Annotated in this window: 10 protein-coding genes and 3 rRNA genes; 10 read left to right on the top strand and 3 right to left on the bottom strand. The window is 64.6% G+C overall.

Translation table 11 applies throughout. The annotated features are described in order from the left end of the window. Positions 1-127 precede the first annotated feature (127 nt). The 7 genes from ASPU41_RS04615 (at position 128) to ASPU41_RS04585 (ending at position 11,622) form a co-directional block, all read left to right on the top strand. Positions 128-1,651: ribosomal RNA gene (locus tag ASPU41_RS04615) — 16S ribosomal RNA — on the top strand. Positions 1,652-2,142: 491 nt separating this feature from the next. After that, positions 2,143-5,289 (top strand): 23S ribosomal RNA (locus ASPU41_RS04610). Positions 5,290-5,531: 242 nt separating this feature from the next. Next, a 5S ribosomal RNA gene (rrf, locus tag ASPU41_RS04605) occupies positions 5,532-5,648 on the top strand. The 16S, 23S and 5S rRNA genes sit together here, the layout of an rRNA operon. A 392-nt stretch (positions 5,649-6,040) precedes the next feature. Next, positions 6,041-6,328, top strand: coding sequence for an HU family DNA-binding protein (locus ASPU41_RS04600; protein WP_069949929.1), 288 nt, complete (start codon positions 6,041-6,043; stop codon positions 6,326-6,328). Positions 6,329-6,472: 144 nt separating this feature from the next. Further along, positions 6,473-8,632 (top strand): cytochrome c oxidase assembly protein, encoded by a 2,160-nt coding sequence (locus ASPU41_RS04595; RefSeq protein ID WP_069949928.1) that lies wholly within the window; start codon positions 6,473-6,475, stop codon positions 8,630-8,632. Next, entirely contained in the window at positions 8,629-10,590 is a 1,962-nt protein-coding gene (locus ASPU41_RS04590) for an NHL domain-containing thioredoxin family protein (RefSeq protein WP_069949927.1), read from the top strand. Before ASPU41_RS04595 ends, ASPU41_RS04590 begins: the two co-directional genes overlap by 4 nt. 369 nt (positions 10,591-10,959) lie before the next feature. Continuing rightward, positions 10,960-11,622, top strand: coding sequence for an endonuclease domain-containing protein (locus tag ASPU41_RS04585; protein WP_231941169.1), 663 nt, complete (start codon positions 10,960-10,962; stop codon positions 11,620-11,622). Between the two features lie 147 nt (positions 11,623-11,769). Here the strand turns inward: ASPU41_RS04585 and ASPU41_RS04580 are convergent, their stop codons facing one another. The 3 genes from ASPU41_RS04580 to ASPU41_RS04570 form a co-directional block, all read right to left on the bottom strand. Next, positions 11,770-12,762: a hypothetical protein gene (locus ASPU41_RS04580; RefSeq protein ID WP_069949926.1), complete on the bottom strand. Its 993-nt coding sequence runs from the start codon at positions 12,760-12,762 to the stop codon at positions 11,770-11,772. Between the two features lie 114 nt (positions 12,763-12,876). Further along, a complete protein-coding gene (locus ASPU41_RS04575) occupies positions 12,877-14,556 on the bottom strand; it encodes a helicase HerA-like domain-containing protein (protein WP_069949925.1) in 1,680 nt (559 codons plus the stop codon). A gap of 58 nt (positions 14,557-14,614) precedes the next feature. Then, positions 14,615-15,316 (bottom strand): type 1 glutamine amidotransferase domain-containing protein, encoded by a 702-nt coding sequence (locus ASPU41_RS04570; protein WP_069949924.1) that lies wholly within the window; start codon positions 15,314-15,316, stop codon positions 14,615-14,617. Between the two features lie 247 nt (positions 15,317-15,563). On the opposite strand from ASPU41_RS04570, the gene ASPU41_RS04565 reads away from it, so the two are divergent. The 3 genes from ASPU41_RS04565 to ASPU41_RS04555 all read left to right on the top strand — a co-directional run bounded on the left by ASPU41_RS04565 (position 15,564) and on the right by ASPU41_RS04555 (position 20,183). Then, a complete protein-coding gene (locus ASPU41_RS04565; RefSeq protein WP_069949923.1) occupies positions 15,564-16,373 on the top strand; it encodes a hypothetical protein in 810 nt (269 codons plus the stop codon). Positions 16,374-16,605: 232 nt separating this feature from the next. Beyond that, the gene (locus ASPU41_RS04560) at positions 16,606-18,948 is read left to right on the top strand and encodes a chromosome segregation ATPase (RefSeq protein WP_069949922.1); all 2,343 of its coding nucleotides are present in this window, start codon (positions 16,606-16,608) and stop codon (positions 18,946-18,948) included. 245 nt (positions 18,949-19,193) lie between these two features. Continuing rightward, a complete protein-coding gene (locus ASPU41_RS04555) occupies positions 19,194-20,183 on the top strand; it encodes an LLM class flavin-dependent oxidoreductase (protein WP_069949921.1) in 990 nt (329 codons plus the stop codon). The last annotated feature ends 209 nt before the right edge of the window (positions 20,184-20,392 follow it).

Here is a 20,392-nt window from a genome sequence, read left to right as displayed (position 1 = left end):
TATTGAATTGGTTGAATTGACTGGATCCGCCACCCCGTGGTGTGGTCTGGTTTTTACAGCTGGTTTCAAATTTTGTGCAGCCAATACGTCCCGTTTTCCCGGGGGTGTTGGTTGTGTCTGTTTTACTTCAACGGAGAGTTTGATCCTGGCTCAGGATGAACGCTGGCGGCGTGCTTAACACATGCAAGTCGAACGATGATGCCAGCTTGCTGGTGGATTAGTGGCGAACGGGTGAGTAACACGTGAGTAACCTGCCCTTAACTCTGGGATAAGCCTGGGAAACTGGGTCTAATACCGGATATGACTCCTCATCGCATGGTGGGGGGTGGAAAGCTTTATTGTGGTTTTGGATGGACTCGCGGCCTATCAGCTTGTTGGTGAGGTAATGGCTCACCAAGGCGACGACGGGTAGCCGGCCTGAGAGGGTGACCGGCCACACTGGGACTGAGACACGGCCCAGACTCCTACGGGAGGCAGCAGTGGGGAATATTGCACAATGGGCGAAAGCCTGATGCAGCGACGCCGCGTGGGGGATGACGGCCTTCGGGTTGTAAACCTCTTTCAGTAGGGAAGAAGCGAAAGTGACGGTACCTGCAGAAGAAGCGCCGGCTAACTACGTGCCAGCAGCCGCGGTAATACGTAGGGCGCAAGCGTTATCCGGAATTATTGGGCGTAAAGAGCTCGTAGGCGGTTTGTCGCGTCTGCCGTGAAAGTCCGGGGCTCAACTCCGGATCTGCGGTGGGTACGGGCAGACTAGAGTGATGTAGGGGAGACTGGAATTCCTGGTGTAGCGGTGAAATGCGCAGATATCAGGAGGAACACCGATGGCGAAGGCAGGTCTCTGGGCATTAACTGACGCTGAGGAGCGAAAGCATGGGGAGCGAACAGGATTAGATACCCTGGTAGTCCATGCCGTAAACGTTGGGCACTAGGTGTGGGGGACATTCCACGTTTTCCGTACCGTAGCTAACGCATTAAGTGCCCCGCCTGGGGAGTACGGCCGCAAGGCTAAAACTCAAAGGAATTGACGGGGGCCCGCACAAGCGGCGGAGCATGCGGATTAATTCGATGCAACGCGAAGAACCTTACCAAGGCTTGACATGAACCGGAAACGCCTGGAAACAGGTGCCCCGCTTGCGGTCGGTTTACAGGTGGTGCATGGTTGTCGTCAGCTCGTGTCGTGAGATGTTGGGTTAAGTCCCGCAACGAGCGCAACCCTCGTTCTATGTTGCCAGCGCGTTATGGCGGGGACTCATAGGAGACTGCCGGGGTCAACTCGGAGGAAGGTGGGGACGACGTCAAATCATCATGCCCCTTATGTCTTGGGCTTCACGCATGCTACAATGGCCGGTACAAAGGGTTGCGATACTGTGAGGTGGAGCTAATCCCAAAAAGCCGGTCTCAGTTCGGATTGGGGTCTGCAACTCGACCCCATGAAGTCGGAGTCGCTAGTAATCGCAGATCAGCAACGCTGCGGTGAATACGTTCCCGGGCCTTGTACACACCGCCCGTCAAGTCACGAAAGTTGGTAACACCCGAAGCCGGTGGCCTAACCCCTTGTGGGAGGGAGCTGTCGAAGGTGGGACTGGCGATTGGGACTAAGTCGTAACAAGGTAGCCGTACCGGAAGGTGCGGCTGGATCACCTCCTTTCTAAGGAGCACCTACGATCACCGTGCCTCATGTATGTGAGTGTGTCGGGGTTGTCAGGAGTACGCCCGTTGCGCAGACGCTAGTTCTGCGGCGGGTGCTCACGGGTGGAATATCAATGAATAGCGGCCGCCGGTTTTTTCCGGCACCCAGTACGGACTGTTCACTCTTCGGGGTGTGGTTCTGGAACGGTGCGGGGAGGGTACGGGCGGTTTAGTGTTTGGCACACTGTTGGGTCCTGAGGCAACAGGGTCGGGAGGGGTTTCTTTCCCGGGTTTGTTTGTTTCTGGTTTCCTGGCTGCACCGGGCATGCACTTTTTTGTGTGTGGGGTGTGTGGTATGGGGTTGTTGTTTGAGAACTACATAGTGGACGCGAGCATCTTTTATAAGAAGCAATTTCCAAGAATTATGAACCTGGATCTGTTGTTCCATCCTTCGGGGTGGGGTGATGGTTTTCATGGTTCTCTCGTGAAGTAGTTTTTTTGATCTTTTGTGGTCAAGTTTTTAAGAGCACACGGTGGATGCCTTGGCATTAGGAGCCGAAGAAGGACGTAGGAATCTGCGATAAGCCTGGGGGAGTCGATAACCGGACTGTGATCCCAGGGTGTCCGAATGGGGAAACCCCGCCAGGGGCGCGAGTTACCTGGTGACCCGCATCTGAACACATAGGGTGCGTGGAGGGAACGCGGGGAAGTGAAACATCTCAGTACCCGCAGGAAGAGAAAACAATAGTGATTCCGTCAGTAGTGGCGAGCGAACGCGGATCAGGCTAAACCGTTCCATGTGTGATAGCCGGCGGGCGTTGCATGGTCGGGGTTGTGGGACTTCCCATTCTGTCTCTGCCGGGACAGTGGGGTGAGTAGTACAGGCATAGGTGAACGGTCTTGAAAGGCCGGCCAGAGAGGGTGTGAGCCCCGTAACCGAAATGTTGTGTACCGCCCGGGGAGTATCCCAAGTAGCACGGGGCCCGAGAAATCCCGTGTGAATCTGTCAGGACCACCTGATAAGCCTAAATACTCCCTAATGACCGATAGCGGACCAGTACCGTGAGGGAAAGGTGAAAAGTACCCCGGGAGGGGAGTGAAACAGTACCTGAAACCGTGTGCTTACAATCCGTCGGAGCATCTGCAGCTTGCTGTATGGGTGTGACGGCGTGCCTTTTGAAGAATGAGCCTGCGAGTTAGTGTTACGTCGCGAGGTTAACCCGTGTGGGGAAGCCGTAGCGAAAGCGAGTCTGAATAGGGCGTTGCAGTGGCGTGATCTAGACCCGAAGCGAAGTGATCTACCCATGGCCAGGTTGAAGCGACGGTAAGACGTCGTGGAGGACCGAACCCACTTCAGTTGAAAATGGAGGGGATGAGCTGTGGGTAGGGGTGAAAGGCCAATCAAACTTCGTGATAGCTGGTTCTCCCCGAAATGCATTTAGGTGCAGCGTTGCGTGTTTCTTACCGGAGGTAGAGCTACTGGATGGCTAATGGGCCCTACAAGGTTACTGACGTCAGCCAAACTCCGAATGCCGGTAAGTGAGAGCGCAGCAGTGAGACTGTGGGGGATAAGCTTCATAGTCGAGAGGGAAACAGCCCAGACCACCAACTAAGGCCCCTAAGCGTGTGCTAAGTGGGAAAGGATGTGGAGTTGCGAAGACAACCAGGAGGTTGGCTTAGAAGCAGCCATCCTTAAAAGAGTGCGTAATAGCTCACTGGTCAAGTGATTCCGCGCCGACAATGTAGCGGGGCTCAAGTACACCGCCGAAGTTGTGGATTTCAGATAGTAGCCAAGCCGCCTCCTTTGTGGGGTTGGTTCAGGCGTCTGGAGTGGTAGGGGAGCGTCGTGTGGGCAGTGAAGTCGCGGTGTAAACCAGCGGTGGAGCCTACACGAGTGAGAATGCAGGCATGAGTAGCGAAAGACGGGTGAGAAACCCGTCCGCCGAATGATCAAGGGTTCCAGGGTCAAGCTAATCTGCCCTGGGTAAGTCGGGACCTAAGGCGAGGCCGACAGGCGTAGTCGATGGACAACGGGTTGATATTCCCGTACCGGCGAAAAACCGCCCATGCTGAACAGGGGATACTAACCGCCCGAGACCTGCCTGACACCCCTTGTGGGTGGAGGGTTTTGGTGGAGCGCGGGACCTGATCCTGGGAGGCAAGCGTATTAACAGGTGTGACGCAGGAAGGTAGCCGAGCCGGGCGATGGTTGTCCCGGTCTAAGGATGTAGGGCGAACGGTAGGCAAATCCGCCGTTCATGATGCCTGAGACCCGATGGGACTCCCGTAAGGGGGGATTCGGTGATCCTATGCTGCCTAGAAAAGCATCGACGCGAGGTTTTAGCCGCCCGTACCCCAAACCGACACAGGTGATCAGGTAGAGAATACTAAGGCGATCGAGAGAATTATGGTTAAGGAACTCGGCAAAATGCCCCCGTAACTTCGGGAGAAGGGGGGCCCCCATCGTGATGGACACTAGCTGTCCGGAGCGTGCAGGGGCCGCAGAGACCAGGGGGAAGCGACTGTTTACTAAAAACACAGGTCCGTGCGAAGTCGCAAGACGATGTATACGGACTGACTCCTGCCCGGTGCTGGAAGGTTAAGAGGACCGGTTAGCCGCAAGGCGAAGCTGAGAATTCAAGCCCCAGTAAACGGCGGTGGTAACTATAACCATCCTAAGGTAGCGAAATTCCTTGTCGGGTAAGTTCCGACCTGCACGAATGGAGTAACGACTTCCCCGCTGTCTCAACCATAAACTCGGCGAAATTGCAGTACGAGTAAAGATGCTCGTTACGCGCAGCAGGACGGAAAGACCCCGAGACCTTTACTATAGTTTGGTATTGGTGTTCGGAGTGGCTTGTGTAGGATAGGTGGGAGACGTTGAAGCCCGGACGCCAGTTCGGGTGGAGTCATCGTTGAAATACCACTCTGGTCACTTTGGACATCTAACTTCGGCCCGTAATCCGGGTCAGGGACAGTGCCTGATGGGTAGTTTAACTGGGGCGGTTGCCTCCTAAAAAGTAACGGAGGCGCCCAAAGGTTCCCTCAGCCTGGTTGGCAATCAGGTGTCGAGTGTAAGTGCACAAGGGAGCTTGACTGTGAGAGAGACATCTCGAGCAGGGACGAAAGTCGGGACTAGTGATCCGGCGGTACATTGTGGAATGGCCGTCGCTCAACGGATAAAAGGTACCTCGGGGATAACAGGCTGATCTTGCCCAAGAGTCCATATCGACGGCATGGTTTGGCACCTCGATGTCGGCTCGTCGCATCCTGGGGCTGGAGTAGGTCCCAAGGGTTGGGCTGTTCGCCCATTAAAGCGGTACGCGAGCTGGGTTTAGAACGTCGTGAGACAGTTCGGTCCCTATCCGCTGCGCGCGCAGGAAATTTGAGAAGGGCTGTCCTTAGTACGAGAGGACCGGGACGGACGAACCTCTGGTGTGTCAGTTGTACTGCCAAGTGCACCGCTGATTAGCTACGTTCGGATGGGATAACCGCTGAAAGCATCTAAGCGGGAAGCTCGCTTCGAGATGAGATTTCCATACACCTTGTGTGTGAGAGGCCCCCAGCCAGACCACTGGGTTGATAGGCCGGATGTGGAAGCGAGGACTAACGACTCGTGAAGCTGACCGGTACTAATAGGCCGATAACTTACACCACACACCCTCTTCGTGAACGGATTCAAAAGACGTTCACACCATGAAAAGGGTAAAAAGAAAACAAGACTGCTTGCGTCCACTATGTGGTTCCCAAACAACAAACCCGTTGCTTGAGGAACGAACAACTACATAACAACACCACAACTGCACCACCACCCCCAGGGGTACCGGTGCAGCGAGGTTGTAACCACAGATTTCCCACCCCTCACGCCCACCAGGCGCACCGGGGTCGGGAGCAAGGGTTACGGCGGTCATAGCGTGGGGGAAACGCCCGGTCCCATTCCGAACCCGGAAGCTAAGACCCACAGCGCCGATGGTACTGCACCCGGGAGGGTGTGGGAGAGTAGGTCACCGCCGGAACATCATTAAACGGTCGAGAGCCCCAACCACACGGTTGGGGCTCTCCCGCATTTAACCACCCCTCCAAACAACCCCATCACCGCCGCCCACCCGGCCCCCGAACCCGGACGCCTCGCCTTTGGGACAGCCTGAACCGTCGAGCCGGGCGATGGCCCCGGATCAGGCAGGATCTGCGGGAGCGTCGGGGCATAGCCTGCCGGAGCTGAGGGAGCGTCCGCTGATGGCGAAATATTGGGCCGAAAGGCGCCGAATCAAGTGTTTTTCCTCAAAAAAGGCCGAAAACACGCGGAATTTGCCGCCTCGACAGCGGCAAGCTGGTAAGTTTTCGAACAGTGGCTTGTGCGCATGCCGTGTGCAGGCTCCAGGAATCATGACCGTCCAGGAGGACATAAATGGCTAAGAACCGAAGTGAACTTGTTGCAGAGGTAGCAGGCAAGGCCGGCACCAGCCAGGCAGCCGTCAACTCCGTGCTGGATGCACTGTTCGAGGTCTTCGAGACCTCCGTCGCCTCGGGCGAAAAGATCACCATCCCGGGCTGGCTTGCCGTTGAGCGCACCGACCGTGCAGCTCGCACCGGCCGCAACCCGCAGACCGGCGAGACCATTCAGATCGCCGCAGGCCACAGCGTGAAGCTGACGGCCGGCTCCAAGCTGAAGGCTGCAGTCTCCAAGAAGAAGTAGTCTTCTTGAACGCTTGAAAGGAGCGGCGACCCAATGGGTCGCCGCTCCTTTTTCGTTAAGGGCGCCCTCCCGCGGGCGCACCAGGGCCGTTGCGGGACGTCGCCCGATTCGGTGAGCAGGCGGGGCGTAGCGGACAATGGAACTGTGCCTTCCGCAGCAAATCCCCGTGCCACAGCCGCTCCCACCCCGACCGGGGGAGCGCGGGGTCCCGCGTCGGGTTCTGGCCCGATCTCCCGGCCATGGCTCTTTGTGGGCCTCGCGGCGCTGTTCCTGGGTCTTGTTGCCGCCCTGCTGTTCTCCGGCGCCGCAGCCGCCCGCGGGGTCTCCGACCCGGGAGGCCTGGTCCGGTGGGGCCTCCCGGTCAGCAAGGCCGTACACAACGCGTCGCTGGCCACCGTGATCGGCGGGCTGCTCTTCGCCGTCGGAATCCTGCCCCGCACACTTGCCGGCTCGAGGTCCAAGGCCAAGGACCTCCCGGAACATCCAGCTTTCACCCGGGCGCTGGCCGTCGCGGCCGCCGCGGGCGCCGTCTGGACGCTGTCAGCGATTGCCGTCCTGGTGCTGAGCTACTCGGATATCGCCGGGCAGGGCGTCTCCGGGGACCCCGAGTTCACCCGCTCCCTGGTCTACTACATGAGCGACATCGACACCGGCCGCGCGTGGCTGGCGGTCGTCATCATCGCCGCCGTTGTCACTACGGCACTCTTTGGGGTCCGCTCCCAGGGCGGCCTGGCGGCAATCCTGGTGCTCTCCCTCATCGGACTCGTGCCGTCAGCGCTGATCGGCCACTCCGCCAGTTCGGCCGACCACGAAGGTGCCATCAACTCGCTCGGCCTGCACCTGGTCGGGGTATCGGCCTGGGTCGGCGGCATCATCATGCTGGCCCTGCTCTCCGGGGTCCTCGGAGGCGCCTCATCCGGCTCCATGTCCGGCAACCGCCCCGATATTACCGAGCCGACGTTCCGGCGCTTCTCCTCCCTCGCCGGCTTCGCCTTCATCCTCGTCTTCGCCTCCGGCGTGATCAATTCCAGCATCCGCCTCACCTCCTGGAACGACCTGTTCGGCTCGGCCTACGGGCAGCTGATCCTGGCCAAGGCCGCGGCGACGCTCGTCCTTGGCTGCGTCGGGCTGATGCACCGCCGCTGGGTCATCCCGCAGCTGGGCAGCCAAGGCGGTGGATTGTCCGCACGCCGCGTGCTCTGGCAGCTCGTCATCGCGGAGCTGCTCATCATGGGAGCGACGTCGGGCATCGCCGTCGCGCTCGGCCGCTCCGCGCCGCCGCAGAGTGAAGCCCTCGCACCGGACGCCTCCCCTGCCTTCATCATCTCTGGCTACGATCTGCCGCCGGAGCTGACACCGGAGCGCTGGCTGACCGAATGGCGCCCCGACTGGCTCTGGGTCGCCGTCGCGGTCTTTGGCCTCGTGGCCTACAGCCTTGGCCTGCGCAAGGTGCTGCAGCGCGGGGACTCCTGGTCCTGGTTCCGGGCCGTCAACTGGGTAATCGGGCTCGGGGTCCTGACGTACGTGACCTCCGGTCCGCCGGCAGTCTACGGCCGGGTGCTCTTCTCGGCGCACATGGTGGACCACATGGCCCTGACCATGGTGGCCCCCATCTTCCTTGTCCTCGGCGCCCCCGTGACGCTGGCGCTGCGTGCACTCACGCCGCGGCGCGACAGCTCCCGCGGCCCCCGGGAATGGCTGCTGATCTTCGTCCACTCGAAGTTCTCCCAGCTCGTGACGCATCCGCTGTTCGCCGCCGCCAACTTCGCCGGCTCGATCGTGCTGTTCTATTACTCGGACGCGTTCGGATATGCGATGCGGGACCATGTGGGCCACGAGCTGATGAACCTGCACTTCGCCCTCACCGGCTACATCTTCGTCCTGACCATGATCGGCACCGACCCGCTGCCCCGGCGCGCGCCGTACCCCATGCGGCTGCTGCTCCTGCTGGCCACGATGGGCTTCCATGCCTTCTTCGGCGTCGCGATCATGGGCGGCACCGGGCTGCTGGCCGCGGACTACTTCGGCAACCTCGGCCGGACCTGGGGCCCCTCGGCCCTGCTGGACCAGCAGATGGGCGGCGCTGTGGCCTGGGGCATCGGCGAAGTGCCCACACTGCTGGTGGCGATCGGCGTCGCCGTGATGTGGTCCCGCTCCGATGCCCGCGAGTCCAAGCGCACCGACCGGGCGGCGGACAGGAATAACGACGCCGATCTCACCGCTTACAACGATATGTTTGCCAGGCTGGCCGAGCGCGATGCCGAGCTGGCCGAACGCAACTCAAAGCTGGAAGGACGCTCATGACCGAAACCGTACGCACCCATCTCCGGGTCCGGGCCTCCGAGCTGGTGGGCCGCAACTGGCTCAACACCGGAGGCAAGTCCCTGGACCTGGAAGCCCTGCGCGGCAAGATCGTGCTGCTGGACTTCTGGACCTTCTGCTGCATCAACTGCCTGCACGTCCTGGACGAACTCCGCCCGCTCGAGCAGCAGTACTCCGACGTCCTTGTGACGGTCGGTGTCCACTCTCCCAAGTTCGAGCACGAGGCTGATCCGGTGGCCCTCGCCGCCGCCGTCGAGCGCTACGAGATCCGCCACCCGGTCCTGGACGATCCCGAGCTGGACACGTGGAAGGCCTACACGGCACGCGCCTGGCCCACGCTGGTGGTCATCGATCCCGAGGGTTACATCGTGGCCCACCTCTCCGGCGAAGGCCACGCCGACGGCCTCGCCGTGCTCATCCCCGAGCTGATCGCCGAGCACGAGGCCAAGGGCACGCTGCACCGCGGCGACGGGCCCTATGTGGCGCCGGAGCCGACGTCGGGCACCCTGCGGTTCCCCGGCAAGGCCCTGTTCCTCCCGGACGGCCGCGGCGTCGGAAGCCCCTCCGAGGCAGGTTCCTGGCTGGTCACCGATACCGGGCACCACCGCCTCGTGGAGCTCTCCACAGACTTCCAGACCGTGCTGGCCACCTATGGTTCCGGCGACAAGGGCCATGCTGACGGCAATGCCGCAACGGCCCTCTTCAACGAGCCCCAGGGCCTGATGCTGCTCCCGGAGGACGCCGCCGCCGAGGCGGGCTACGACGTTGTGGTGGCCGACACCGTGAACCACCGGCTCCGCGGCCTGAACCTCGCGGACGGAACCATCAGCACGCTGGCCGGCAACGGCGTCCAGCGGCTCCTGGAGACGGGACCGGCCCGGGTCGACGAAGAAGGCGCCGCCTACGGTGCCCGGCTGGAAGCGGACCCGCTGCAGGTTTCCCTCAGCTCACCCTGGGACGTTGTCTGGTCCGCCAAGCTGAACGCCGTCGTGGTCGCGATGGCCGGCGTGCACCAGATCTTCAGCTTCGACCCGCGCTCCGGCGCCGTGGCCATCATCGCCGGCAACGGACTTGAGGGCCTCCTCGACGGACCGGCCGAGGAGGCCTGGTTCGCCCAGTCCTCCGGTCTCGCCGAGGACGCCGACGGCAACATCTGGGTGGCGGACTCCGAAACCTCGGCGCTGCGCAAGCTCGTGATCGGCGACGGCGGCGCAGTCACCGTCGAGTCCGCCGTCGGCAAGGGACTGTTCGACTTTGGCTTCCGCGACGGGAAGGCCGCCGATGCCCGGCTGCAGCACCCGCTGGGCGTCACCGTGCTGCCGGACGGCTCGGTGGCGATTGCCGATACTTACAACGGTGCCGTCCGGCGCTACGACCCGGCCTCGGGCACGGTCTCCACGCTGGCGCGGGGGTTGTCCGAGCCCTCCGACGTGATTGTGGACCACACGCAGGTCGCCGGCGCCGAGCCGCTCCTGGTGGTGGTCGAGGCGAACAAGCACCAGCTGGTCTACGTGCCGATCCCGAAGGAGGCGCAGCAGGTGGACGAGGGCGCGGCCCGGACCCACCGCCCCAAGAGCCCGGTGGCCCCCGGGCTGCTGGAACTGACCGTCCGGTTCACCGCGCCGACCGGCCAGAAACTGGACGACCGCTGGGGCGACCCGACGCAGCTGAAGATTTCCTCCACCCCGCCGGGACTGCTGCTGGCCGGCGGCGGGACCTCGGTGGGACTGCTCCGCACCCTGGAACTCGCTTCCGACGTGCCGGAGGGCGTGCTGCATATAACCGCCCGCGCCGCTGCCTGCGACGGCCCGGAGGACGCGGACGGCGAGATCCCGGACCATGCCGCCTGCCACCTGTACCAGCAGGACTGGGGCATTCCGGTGCTGCTGCAGGCCGACGGCGACACCGAACTGGTGCTGGACCTGCGCGGCATGGACTGACGTCCGCCTCTGCGGCCCGGCTGTGGCTGCTGTTCGTGACTCGGCGTCACGGACAGCAGTCATTTGGCTTTAATCCGGCCCCGGATCCGCGGAATCCCGGAGTTCCACGGTGTTGGCGGCCGCAAAACGCTGCGCCGGGTGACGTGAAGATGTCCACATAGCGGGTCAACGGGCTGCCGGGGCCACGCGGCCGGGGAAACGATTGCCCCATGGATATTTTTAGGGCCTTGGCCATCTGCGGGGGTGCGGCCCGGCGGCCTGCGCTGGCCCGTTTGGGGATCGACGACGCCGCACTGCGGCGCGCGGTGAGGACCGGCGTCCTGCCGCCGTCGGGGGCTCTATGCGCTCCCGACGGCGGCGCCGGACCATGTGGCGCTGCTGCAGCACCGGCAGCTCCTCACGTGCAGCAGCGCGGCGCCCTTCTACCGGCTCTGGTGTGTGAACTCCGCCGGTCCGCTCCATGTGCATCACAGCCGCGGTGATGTCTTCGCGGGGCAGGCCGGACACCACGGACTGCTCCTTGAACCGCACCCCTACCGGCCTGTTGCTGCCCTCGGCGATGTGCTCATCCACGCAATGAGGTGCCTGCCGTTCGCTGAAGCCTTGGTCATGGTGGAGTGCGCCGTCGGCCGGGGCGATATGACGCTCGGGTTCCTGCGGGACCGGCTCCCCGCGAAGCGCAATGGCCGCGCCCGCCAGGTCCTTGACTGGGTGGACCGCGGAGCCGAATCCCTGCTGGAAACCCTCGCCAGGACGTATTTCCGCCAGGCCGGGATCAGGCTTGAAGCGCAGGTCCACATCGACGGCGTCGGATATGTGGACCTCCTGCTGGAGGGCACCCTGATTGTGGAACTGGATGGTCGCCATCACGGTGAGTGGGTCCAGGTGAAGAAGGACCAGCGGCGCAACAACGTGTCCGTGGTCCGGGGCTACTCCGTGCTCCGGTATTACTATGACGACGTTGTGCACCACCCGGCGCGGATGCTGGCCGAGGTCCTGGCAGTCCTGGGCCGGCCGCCCGGGCCGGTGTAGGCGTCACGGCGGGCAGGTTCTTGGCAGCTTGGGACAGCGGATTTCGCGGAATGACGGGTTGCGGTGGGGCCGTCGGAGCCAAAAGACCGCCCGGCGTGACGCCAGGTGTTGCCGCGGTGCCGCAACAGCCGCCGCGGGCCTGCACGCTCAGTAGTTCAGGAGCGGGGTGACCTTGACGGTTGCGGAGTCGACGTCCAGCCGGGTGGTGAAGCTGAAATCGTGGACAGCGTTGAGTTCCGTCACTGCCCCGGTGAACAGGTCCACCTGCTGGGCCTTGATCCGGGCTTTGCCGTCCAGGGGCGCCACCACCCAGCGTCCGCCAAAGGGCTCAATGCTGATGGCAGGGTACTCGCTGATGCTCCAGTCGATGGTGCCGTCGATGACGCGGTTGTTGGTGGTGTGGTAAAACGGGCAGTCGGGCTGGAGTTTTTGCTGCTTGTCGGCCGTGTCGGCACAGCCGTCCAGGAACTCCTTCACTTTGGCCCCCACCGCTTCCTTCAGCCCGTCCGTGGCCTGGGTCATCAGGTTCAGCGGGGCTGCGGGCGCGTCCCGGCCTGACAGCGTGGCCTTCGTGGGCGGGGCGGAGAAGTACTCACCGGTCAGGGAGGCCTCGTACTCGCCCGGGTAGAAAACGGCGAAGGAGTTCCGGCCGTTGGGCATGTTCACCGGAACCCCGTTCAGGGTGGCCTCGTTGGCGTTGACCACCGTGACGTCCAGGACCGGAAGCGCGGCCGGGACGAAGGCCCACTTGTGGAAGAACAGCCATTCGACGCCGGACTTCTCCAGCAGGAACTCTGTCCGCAGTTGGCTGCCGTCAATCGTGAAGTCAATAGGCACCATGACCTGACTGCCGCCGCGGTCCTCGGCCTCGCCGTATTTTATGCCGTTGATCCGCGCGGCGGCGGTCTGCAGTGCCGTGCCGTCCAGCATGGCGGGATTGCCCTGGGGCACCGAGGCGCGCAACAGGCCCAGCGCCTTCTCGCCCTCGCCATTCTGCAGAGCCTCGAGGTATTCGCGGACCGGCTGCTGCGGGCTCGCGATGGTGTCGTTCACGATATTGACCGCGACAATGCTCCCGGCCACGGCGAGCATCAGGCCCAGCAGCCACAAGGCTGCGATCCTGACCAACGCCTGACTCATTTGCACGTACCTTACGTTACCTGCACCCCAGCGGAATCTTCCTGTCAGCGCGGACCCGCGTGACGGGGGCCGCCCGGATTACGGCCCGGCGCCCCTGGGCCCGGCCCAGGGTTCCTAACGGCGGCGGCGCTTGGGTGCCGTGCCGAAGACTCCGCGCAGGAGTTCGCGTCCGAGCTGGGTCCCCAGCGACCGGGCCATGCTCTTGAGCCCGCCGCCGAGGGCGCCGCCCAGAGCCCCGGCGAGGCCGCCGCCGTCCGACGGCGGCCGCTGGGACTGCCGGGGTGCCGCGCGCTCAGGTTCCTTGCGCTCGGGTGCCGGAGCGGGCCGGCTGCTGGGTCGGCCCAGGATGTCCTCCTCGATCCGCCGCGCTTCGGCGTCGACGTCGGAGGTACCGCCGCCTGGGCCCGTCGCGGCCGGGGCCGCCGCGCCGGTGTCCGCCGACGCCTTCCCGGCGATCCTTTCGAAAGCGGAGACGTTGTCAACGGCGGTGCCGTACTTGGGCAGCAGCGCCGAGCCGGCCACGGTGCTGGCGATCAGGGCGTCCGCGCTTGGGCCCATCACGGATTCCGGCGCGCGCAGGCGGGTGAGCGCCACCGGCGTCGGGGCGCCCTTCTCGTTCATCACGGTGATGACAGCTTCGCCGATCCCCGCGGAGGTGAGGGTTTCCTCAAGGTCGTAGTCGCTCATCGGGAAGGTGGATACGGTCGCTTTGAGCGCCTTGGCATCCTCCGGCGTGTAGGCCCGGAGGGCATGCTGCACGCGGTTCGCGAGCTGGCCCAGGACCTCGGCGGGGACATCCTTGGGGGTCTGGGTGACGAAGAAGATGCCGACGCCCTTGGACCGGATCAGCCGGACGGTGGTGGTGATGGCGTCGAGGAAAGCCTTCGAGGCGCCGTTGAACAACAGGTGGGCCTCGTCCAGGAAGAACACCAGTTTGGGCTTGTCCAGGTCGCCGGCCTCGGGCAGGTCCTCGAACAGATCGGCCAGCAGCCACATCAGGAAGGTGGAGAACAGCATCGGCTTGGTCTGCAGGGTGGGCAGCTCCAGGCAGGTGATGACGCCGCGCCCGTCCGGGGCGGTTCGCATCAGTTCGGCGGTGTCGAACTCGGGTTCGCCGAAGAACTTCTCCATGCCCTGCGCCTCGAGCGTGATGAGTTCGCGGAGGATGACCCCGGCGGTGGCCTTGGACAGCCCGCCAAGTTCCTCGAGTTCGTCCTTGCCTTCCTTGGACGTGAGGAACTGGATGACCGCGCGCAGGTCCTTCAGGTCGATCAGCTCAAGGCCGTTCTTGTCCGCGAAGTGGAAGACCAGCTGCAGGCTCGATTCCTGCGTGTCGTTGAGTTCCATGATGCGCGAGAGCAGGATCGGGCCGAAGGACGTGATGGTGGCGCGGACCGGGATGCCGTAGCCGTCGCCGCCGAGCGCCAGGAACTCCACCGGGAACGTCTTGCCGGACCAGACCTGGCCGATCCCGTCCGTGCGGGCCATCAGTTTTTCGCTGCCGGTGGCGGCCGTGGCCAGCCCGGAGAGGTCGCCCTTAATATCCGCCAGGAACACCGGGACGCCGGCGGTGGAGAGCTGTTCGGCCATCATGTGCAGGGTGACGGTCTTGCCCGTACCGGTTGCGCCGGCCACCAGCCCGTGGCGGTTCATCATGGAGAGCGGGAGCCGGACGGGGGCATCCTTGTGAACTTCCCCGTCGATAATCGCGGCACCCAGCTCGATCGTGGGGCCTTCGAGGGTGTACCCCTTCTGGATCGTGGCGACTTTATCTGCAGTGGGTTTGATGGCCATGCCGACAGCTTAGCCGGGTCCGGGGATCCCGGACCCGGCAGGTCTTACACCCGGGCTGCTATTCCGCGAGGGCCTTGAGGACTTCCTTCGCCACGTCCTCGCTGGACTGCGGGTTCTGGCCGCTGACCAGATTGCCGTCGCGCACAACGTGGGAAGTCCAGGCGGCGGCGTTCTCGACGATCGCGCCCTTGTCCTTCAGCGCGTCCTCCACGAACCACGGAGTGTTGGGGCCGGTGCCGCCGTTGAGTTCCTCCTCGTTGGTGAAAACGGTGAGGCGGCGTCCCGCGAAGGCGAACTCCCCGGCGTCGTCCGTGGCGCTCAGCAAGCCGGCCGGGCCGTGGCAGAACGGGGCAATGACCTTGCCGGCCGTGTTCGCCGCGACCAGGATCTTGCCGAGGTCGGCGTCCCGGTAGAGGTCGGTCATCGGGCCGTGGCCGCCGGGCAGGACGATCGCGGCGTAGCCGGAGGGATCGACGTCGGCCAGTGCCAGCGGAGCGGACAGCTCGGCGTCGAGCCCGGCGAGGTACTTCCGGAAGCCGTCGGCGCGGTCCTGGCCGCCGGCGGACTCGGCGGCGAGGCTGACCTCGTCGACCGTGGGCTTCGCCCCGCCGGGAGTGGCCAGCTGGACCGTGTGACCGGCTTCGACCAGCAGCTGGTGGGAGACCACCAGTTCCTCGGCCCAGAAACCGGTGGGGTGTTCGCTCCCGTCGCGCATGGTGAGGGAATCGGCGGCGGAAACAACCATCAAGATGTTGGCCATGTCAGGCTCCTGTTCTGCCGGCCACGGGGGCCAGCGTTGAAAAGTTAGGGCTCAGGGCGCGGCTCCGGGACCGGCACTCCTTGGCGTCAGCGACGACGATGCGGGCAGCGGCCGGCGGATTTTTCCGGATGCTGCGAGCTGTCAGAGCCCATAGAGGCGGCAACTCCCTAATCCGGCTGAGTATTCCGTTCGCCGACTCGCGTGCCGGGTTTCCCGGTCCGGGCGGGGCCCGGAAGTAAACTGGGGTATGGCTTCCCGGGTATTGACCAAACTTGCTACCGCCGCCATCACGCTTGGCCTTGTCCTGCTGGGAGGGGGTCCGGCCGCCGCGGCCCCGCCACGGACGTCCGAGCCCGTCGGCATCGACGTTTCCTGGCCCCAGTGCGGAAAGACCCTCCCCGAAAAGCCGGCATTCGCCATCGTCGGGGTGAACAACGGCCTGGCCAACACCACCAACCCGTGCCTGGCAGCCCAGCTCGCATGGGCCAACACCTCACCGGACCCGGCACTCACCGCCCAGCCGCGGGTGGCTCTCTACGTCAATACGGCAAACCCGGGCCTGCAGGGGTCATGGTGGCCCACCTCGAACCACTACGGCGGCGCGGACGTGGTCAACCCCTACGGCGTTTGTGGCAGCGGCCCGGACGATTTCAAAGCCTGCTCCTACATGTACGGCTACGCGAAAGCCTACGACGACGCCACTATCCGCGGGATCGACAATCCGCAGGACTACCTGTGGTGGCTGGACGTCGAGACCGAAAACAGCTGGCAGCCCGACAAGGCCGCCAACGTTGCCGTCCTGGAGGGAATGGCCACCTACTTCAAGGGCATCAACGCCGACGTCGGCCTCTACTCCACCGGCTACCAGTGGGGACAGATCGCCGGGGCAGTCCCGTCCGGCAGCCCGCTCGCCGGCTTGCCGAGCTGGCTCGCGGGTGCGCGGTCCCTGAGGGGTGCCAAGTCCAACTGCTCTTTGCCGGCGCTTACTCCCGGCAGCCGCGTCGCCCTGACGCAGTACGTCTCCGGCGGGCTGGACTACAACTATTCCTGCCCCTGAGCCTCAGGACCTGACCTCCGAGTTGCCCGGGCTGCACTCTGGTCTCCGGCAGAAATGGCACACCAAGTAGTCGGCTCCGAAAATGTGAGTACACCCCCGCAAAAGACACGTAGGACCAACGAAAAGTCGAGTGGGGACGACCCCCCCCGAACTGCGTATTTCCACGCATAGCATCAGGACTATCAAATGCGGCCAGGGGGCCACATTCACCGTGTCTCGCCTAGGGGTCTCAATGCTCAGTCCTTCGCACCACTCTGTCTTCACCCGCCGCCTTGCCGCTGCCGTCATCGTCCCGGGCGTGCTGACCAGCATGCTGCTGTTCGCCCGCCAGGCGACGGCGGGTACGGACCCCGCCGCCACGGGCATCTGCAACGGGGTGGTCAACCAGCTGGCACACCGGGGCGCCGTCCAGGAGAACCTGCTCAAGGCCTCGGCCAAGAAGAACGCCGACATCATCGCGCGGCTGGAGGCCCAACGCTCCGGCCTGCAGGCCACCGCCGCTGCCTTGAGCGTGCAGATCGGTGAAGCAAAGGACGCCATTGCCGCCATCGAGGAGGCCGAGCTGACCCTCCACGCTGAGATCAAGGCCGTGCAGGATGACCTCGCCGCACTTGACCTTGAAAAGTCCAGCACGGCCGCTGCCGTGCTCGAACTGCAGGGAACCCTGGCAGATCTCGAAGCGGAAAAGATAACGACCGAGAACCAGCTGGCACCCCTGCAGGACGAAGAGGCGCTGGCGCTGGCGGCCAAAGAGCAGTTGCAGAGCCGCGCCGCCGACCTTGACGCCCGGATCGCAGCCAAGACCAGCCAGCTCAGCGTGGCAATGGATGAAAAGGAAGTCCTGGCGGCGGCGGCCGGTGCAGCTGCGGAAGCCCTTGACGCCAAGACGGCAGAGATTGCCGCTGCCGAAGATGACCTCGTTACGCTGACCGGCGCAGCAGCAGCCGCCGCTGCAGCCGTCATCACCGCCGGGACCGCCGTCAGTGAAGCCGCATCGGAACTTCAAAAACTTGAGGCAACGGGTGCAGCCGCCCAGGCCGAGCTTGATGCCCAGCTGGCCAGGATCGGCGACGCAAAGACGACCCTCGTTGAGCTGCAGGGTGCAGCCACCGCAGCGGCGGGCGCCGTCACGGCCAAAAACACCGCGATCTCGGCGGCCCAGGCCGAGCTCACCTCGCTGCAAGCCGAGGCCGAGGCCGCAGCCGACGCGCTCGCCGCCATGACAACGACCATCACCGCGGCCGAGGCAGAGCTCACCACGCTGCAGGCCGCCGCCCGCAGCGCGGCTGCAGCCGTTACCGCCAACACGAACAGCATCGCTGCGCTGGGAGCTGAGATCACCGCGCTGGAGCAGCAGATCGCGGCGAAGAACGCGGAGATCACGGCCAAGGAGGGCCAGATCACCGCCGCGCAGACTGAGCTTGCCGCGCGGCAAACCACCAAAGCCACCTTGGAGGCTGAGATCGCTCGGCTCACTGTTGAGATCGCCGAGTTCGAAGAGAATTCGAATTCGAAGAAGAAGCGTGAGCTGATCGCGCTGCAGGTGGTCAAGCAGGGTGAGCTCGACACCGTCAATGGCCAGATCACGGCCACGAACGGCCTCATCGCCGGGTACCAGGGGGACCTGGCCGCCCTCCAGACGGAAGTCAACAGCCTCAATTCGAAGCTGCTGGCCAAGCAGCTGGAGAGCAGTAACCTGCAGCAGCAGGCCGCACCGCTCCAGTCCTCGCTGACCGCCGCCAACGACGCCGTCGCCCTCAAGGAAAGCGAAATCGCCGCGCTGAAGGCGCAGGTCCCGACGCTCCAGACGGCTGTCAGCGACACCAATGCCGCGGTCGCCGGCAAGCAGACCGAGCTCACGGCCCTGCAGGCCCAGCTCCCCGCACTGGAGGCCGCTGCAGCCACCGCGGCCAGTGCGGCGGCAGCGCAGGAGCAGCTTGTGGCGGACCTGGAGGCAGCCGTGCCGGCACTGACCGACAACGTCACGGAGAGCCAGAACGCGATCGCCGCGCAGAAGCTCGTGCTCGGCCAGTTGGAGGGCGAGCTGGCGGACGCCAACACCGCGCTCTCCGCCACCCAGGCTGCCGCCGCTGCCAAGGCCGCCGAGCTGGCCGGGCTGCAGTCCCAGCTGCCGGGCCTGGCCCAGACCCTGGAGGATGCTGCCGCGGCGGTCAGCGCGAAGCAGGCAGAGATCACGGCATTGAACGCCCGGATGGATATCCTCGTGGCGGAGCTCACCGGTCTGAACGCGCAGATTGCCGCGAAGGAACGCGAGATCACCGACCTCCAAGCCCAGGTCGCTCCGCTGCTGGCTCAACTGGACCGCCTCAACGGCGAGATCAGCGCCACCGAAGCCCAGCTGAAGGAGCTCCAGGCGCAGCTGACGGCACTGGACCTCAAGCTGACTGATGCCAACACCACCCTCGCGGCGCTGCAGGCAAAGAAGAACGCCAACAAGGACGCCATCGCGGCGCAGAGGACGATCGTGTCCGGCCTCCAGGACCAGCTCGGCACGCTCCAGAACCAGATCAAGTCCATCGACGGACAGATCGCCCTGGGAGGCTGCGCCGCCTGAACGTGCTGACAAGGCACTGACGGTCCGGCGCAGCCGGACGACGGACGGGACCGGCCAGAGCGGCCGGTCCCGTCCGTCGTCCGGGGCGCGTGTGGTGGCAAACGGCAGCGGGGCCGGCAGCGGGGCCGCCGGCCGCAGCGGGCAGGCAGAAATATCCGGGAGCCCGGCGTCGTTGTCCACAGTGTGCGCGTGCCGGGATCCGGCGCAGCGCCTGAGACTCCCCGCTACGAAAGGCCGGCTTTTCCGTGACTGTTCCGCTTTCCATCCTTGACCTGGCAACCATCGGCAAGGGCCAGACGGCGGCAGAGAGCTTCGCGGGAAGCGTGGCCATGGCGCAGCTCGCCGAGAAGCTTGGCTACCGGCGCATCTGGTACGCCGAGCATCACAACATGTCCGCCATCGCCTCCTCGGCCACCAGCGTGCTGATCGCCCACATCGCCGCGCAGACCGAGAGCATCCGTCTCGGCGCCGGCGGTGTCATGCTGCCCAACCACTCCCCGTTGACCATCGCCGAGGAGTTCGGCACCCTTGAAACCCTGCACCCGGGACGGATCGACCTGGGCCTGGGGCGCGCGCCGGGCAGTGACCAGAACACGCTGCGGGCCCTGCGCCGCGACCCGATGTCCGCGGACAGCTTCCCGCAGGACGTGCTGGAACTCCAGGGCTACCTGACCGGCCCCACCCGCATCCCGGGCGTGGAGGCCACCCCCGGCAAGGGCACCAACGTGCCGCTCTACATCCTGGGATCCTCGCTGTTCGGTGCCAGGCTCGCCGCGCAGTTGGGCCTGCCCTACGCCTTCGCCTCGCACTTCGCGCCCAACGCACTCCAGGACGCCGTCGCCAGCTACCGCCGCGACTTCCGGCCCTCCGCACAGCTGGACGCCCCGCACGTGATCGCCGGCGTCAACGTGATCGCCGCGGATTCCGCGGCCGAGGCGCAGGAGATGTTCCACGCCACCAAACGCGCCCGCGTCTCGCTGTTCTTCGGCAACGGCCGCGAGTTCAGCGACGACGAAGCGGACATGATCCTGGACTCGCCGCAGGGCCAGCACGTGACCCAGATGATGAAGTACTCCGCCGTGGGAACCCCGGACGCTGTGCTGGAATACCTGGACGAATTTACCGCCCACGCCGACGCCGACGAGCTCATCGTCGCGCACCAGAGCACCGGCACCGAGGCGCGGCTCCGCTCGGTCCAGCTGCTGGCCGACGTCGCCGGACTGGTCCGGGTCTAGCACGGGTCCCCTCACGCCGCGGGGTCCGTCACCGGTCCGGGGCCGCGGGGTCCGTCACGCACGGCAGGCTTTAGCGTCGCTCGACGCCGTCCTGCCGCAGACCGGCGCGGCAGGACGGCATTTCCCGCGCCAATAACCCGCCCTGCGTGACGCGGCCGGCTACGTGCCGCCCTCCGGCGGGGGGCCGGCTCGCGGCGGGCAGGCCGGAC

The sequence above is a fragment of the Arthrobacter sp. U41 genome (assembly GCF_001750145.1).
Taxonomy (GTDB): Bacteria; Actinomycetota; Actinomycetes; order Actinomycetales; family Micrococcaceae; genus Arthrobacter.
This window is presented reverse-complemented; position numbering and strand designations above follow the sequence as displayed.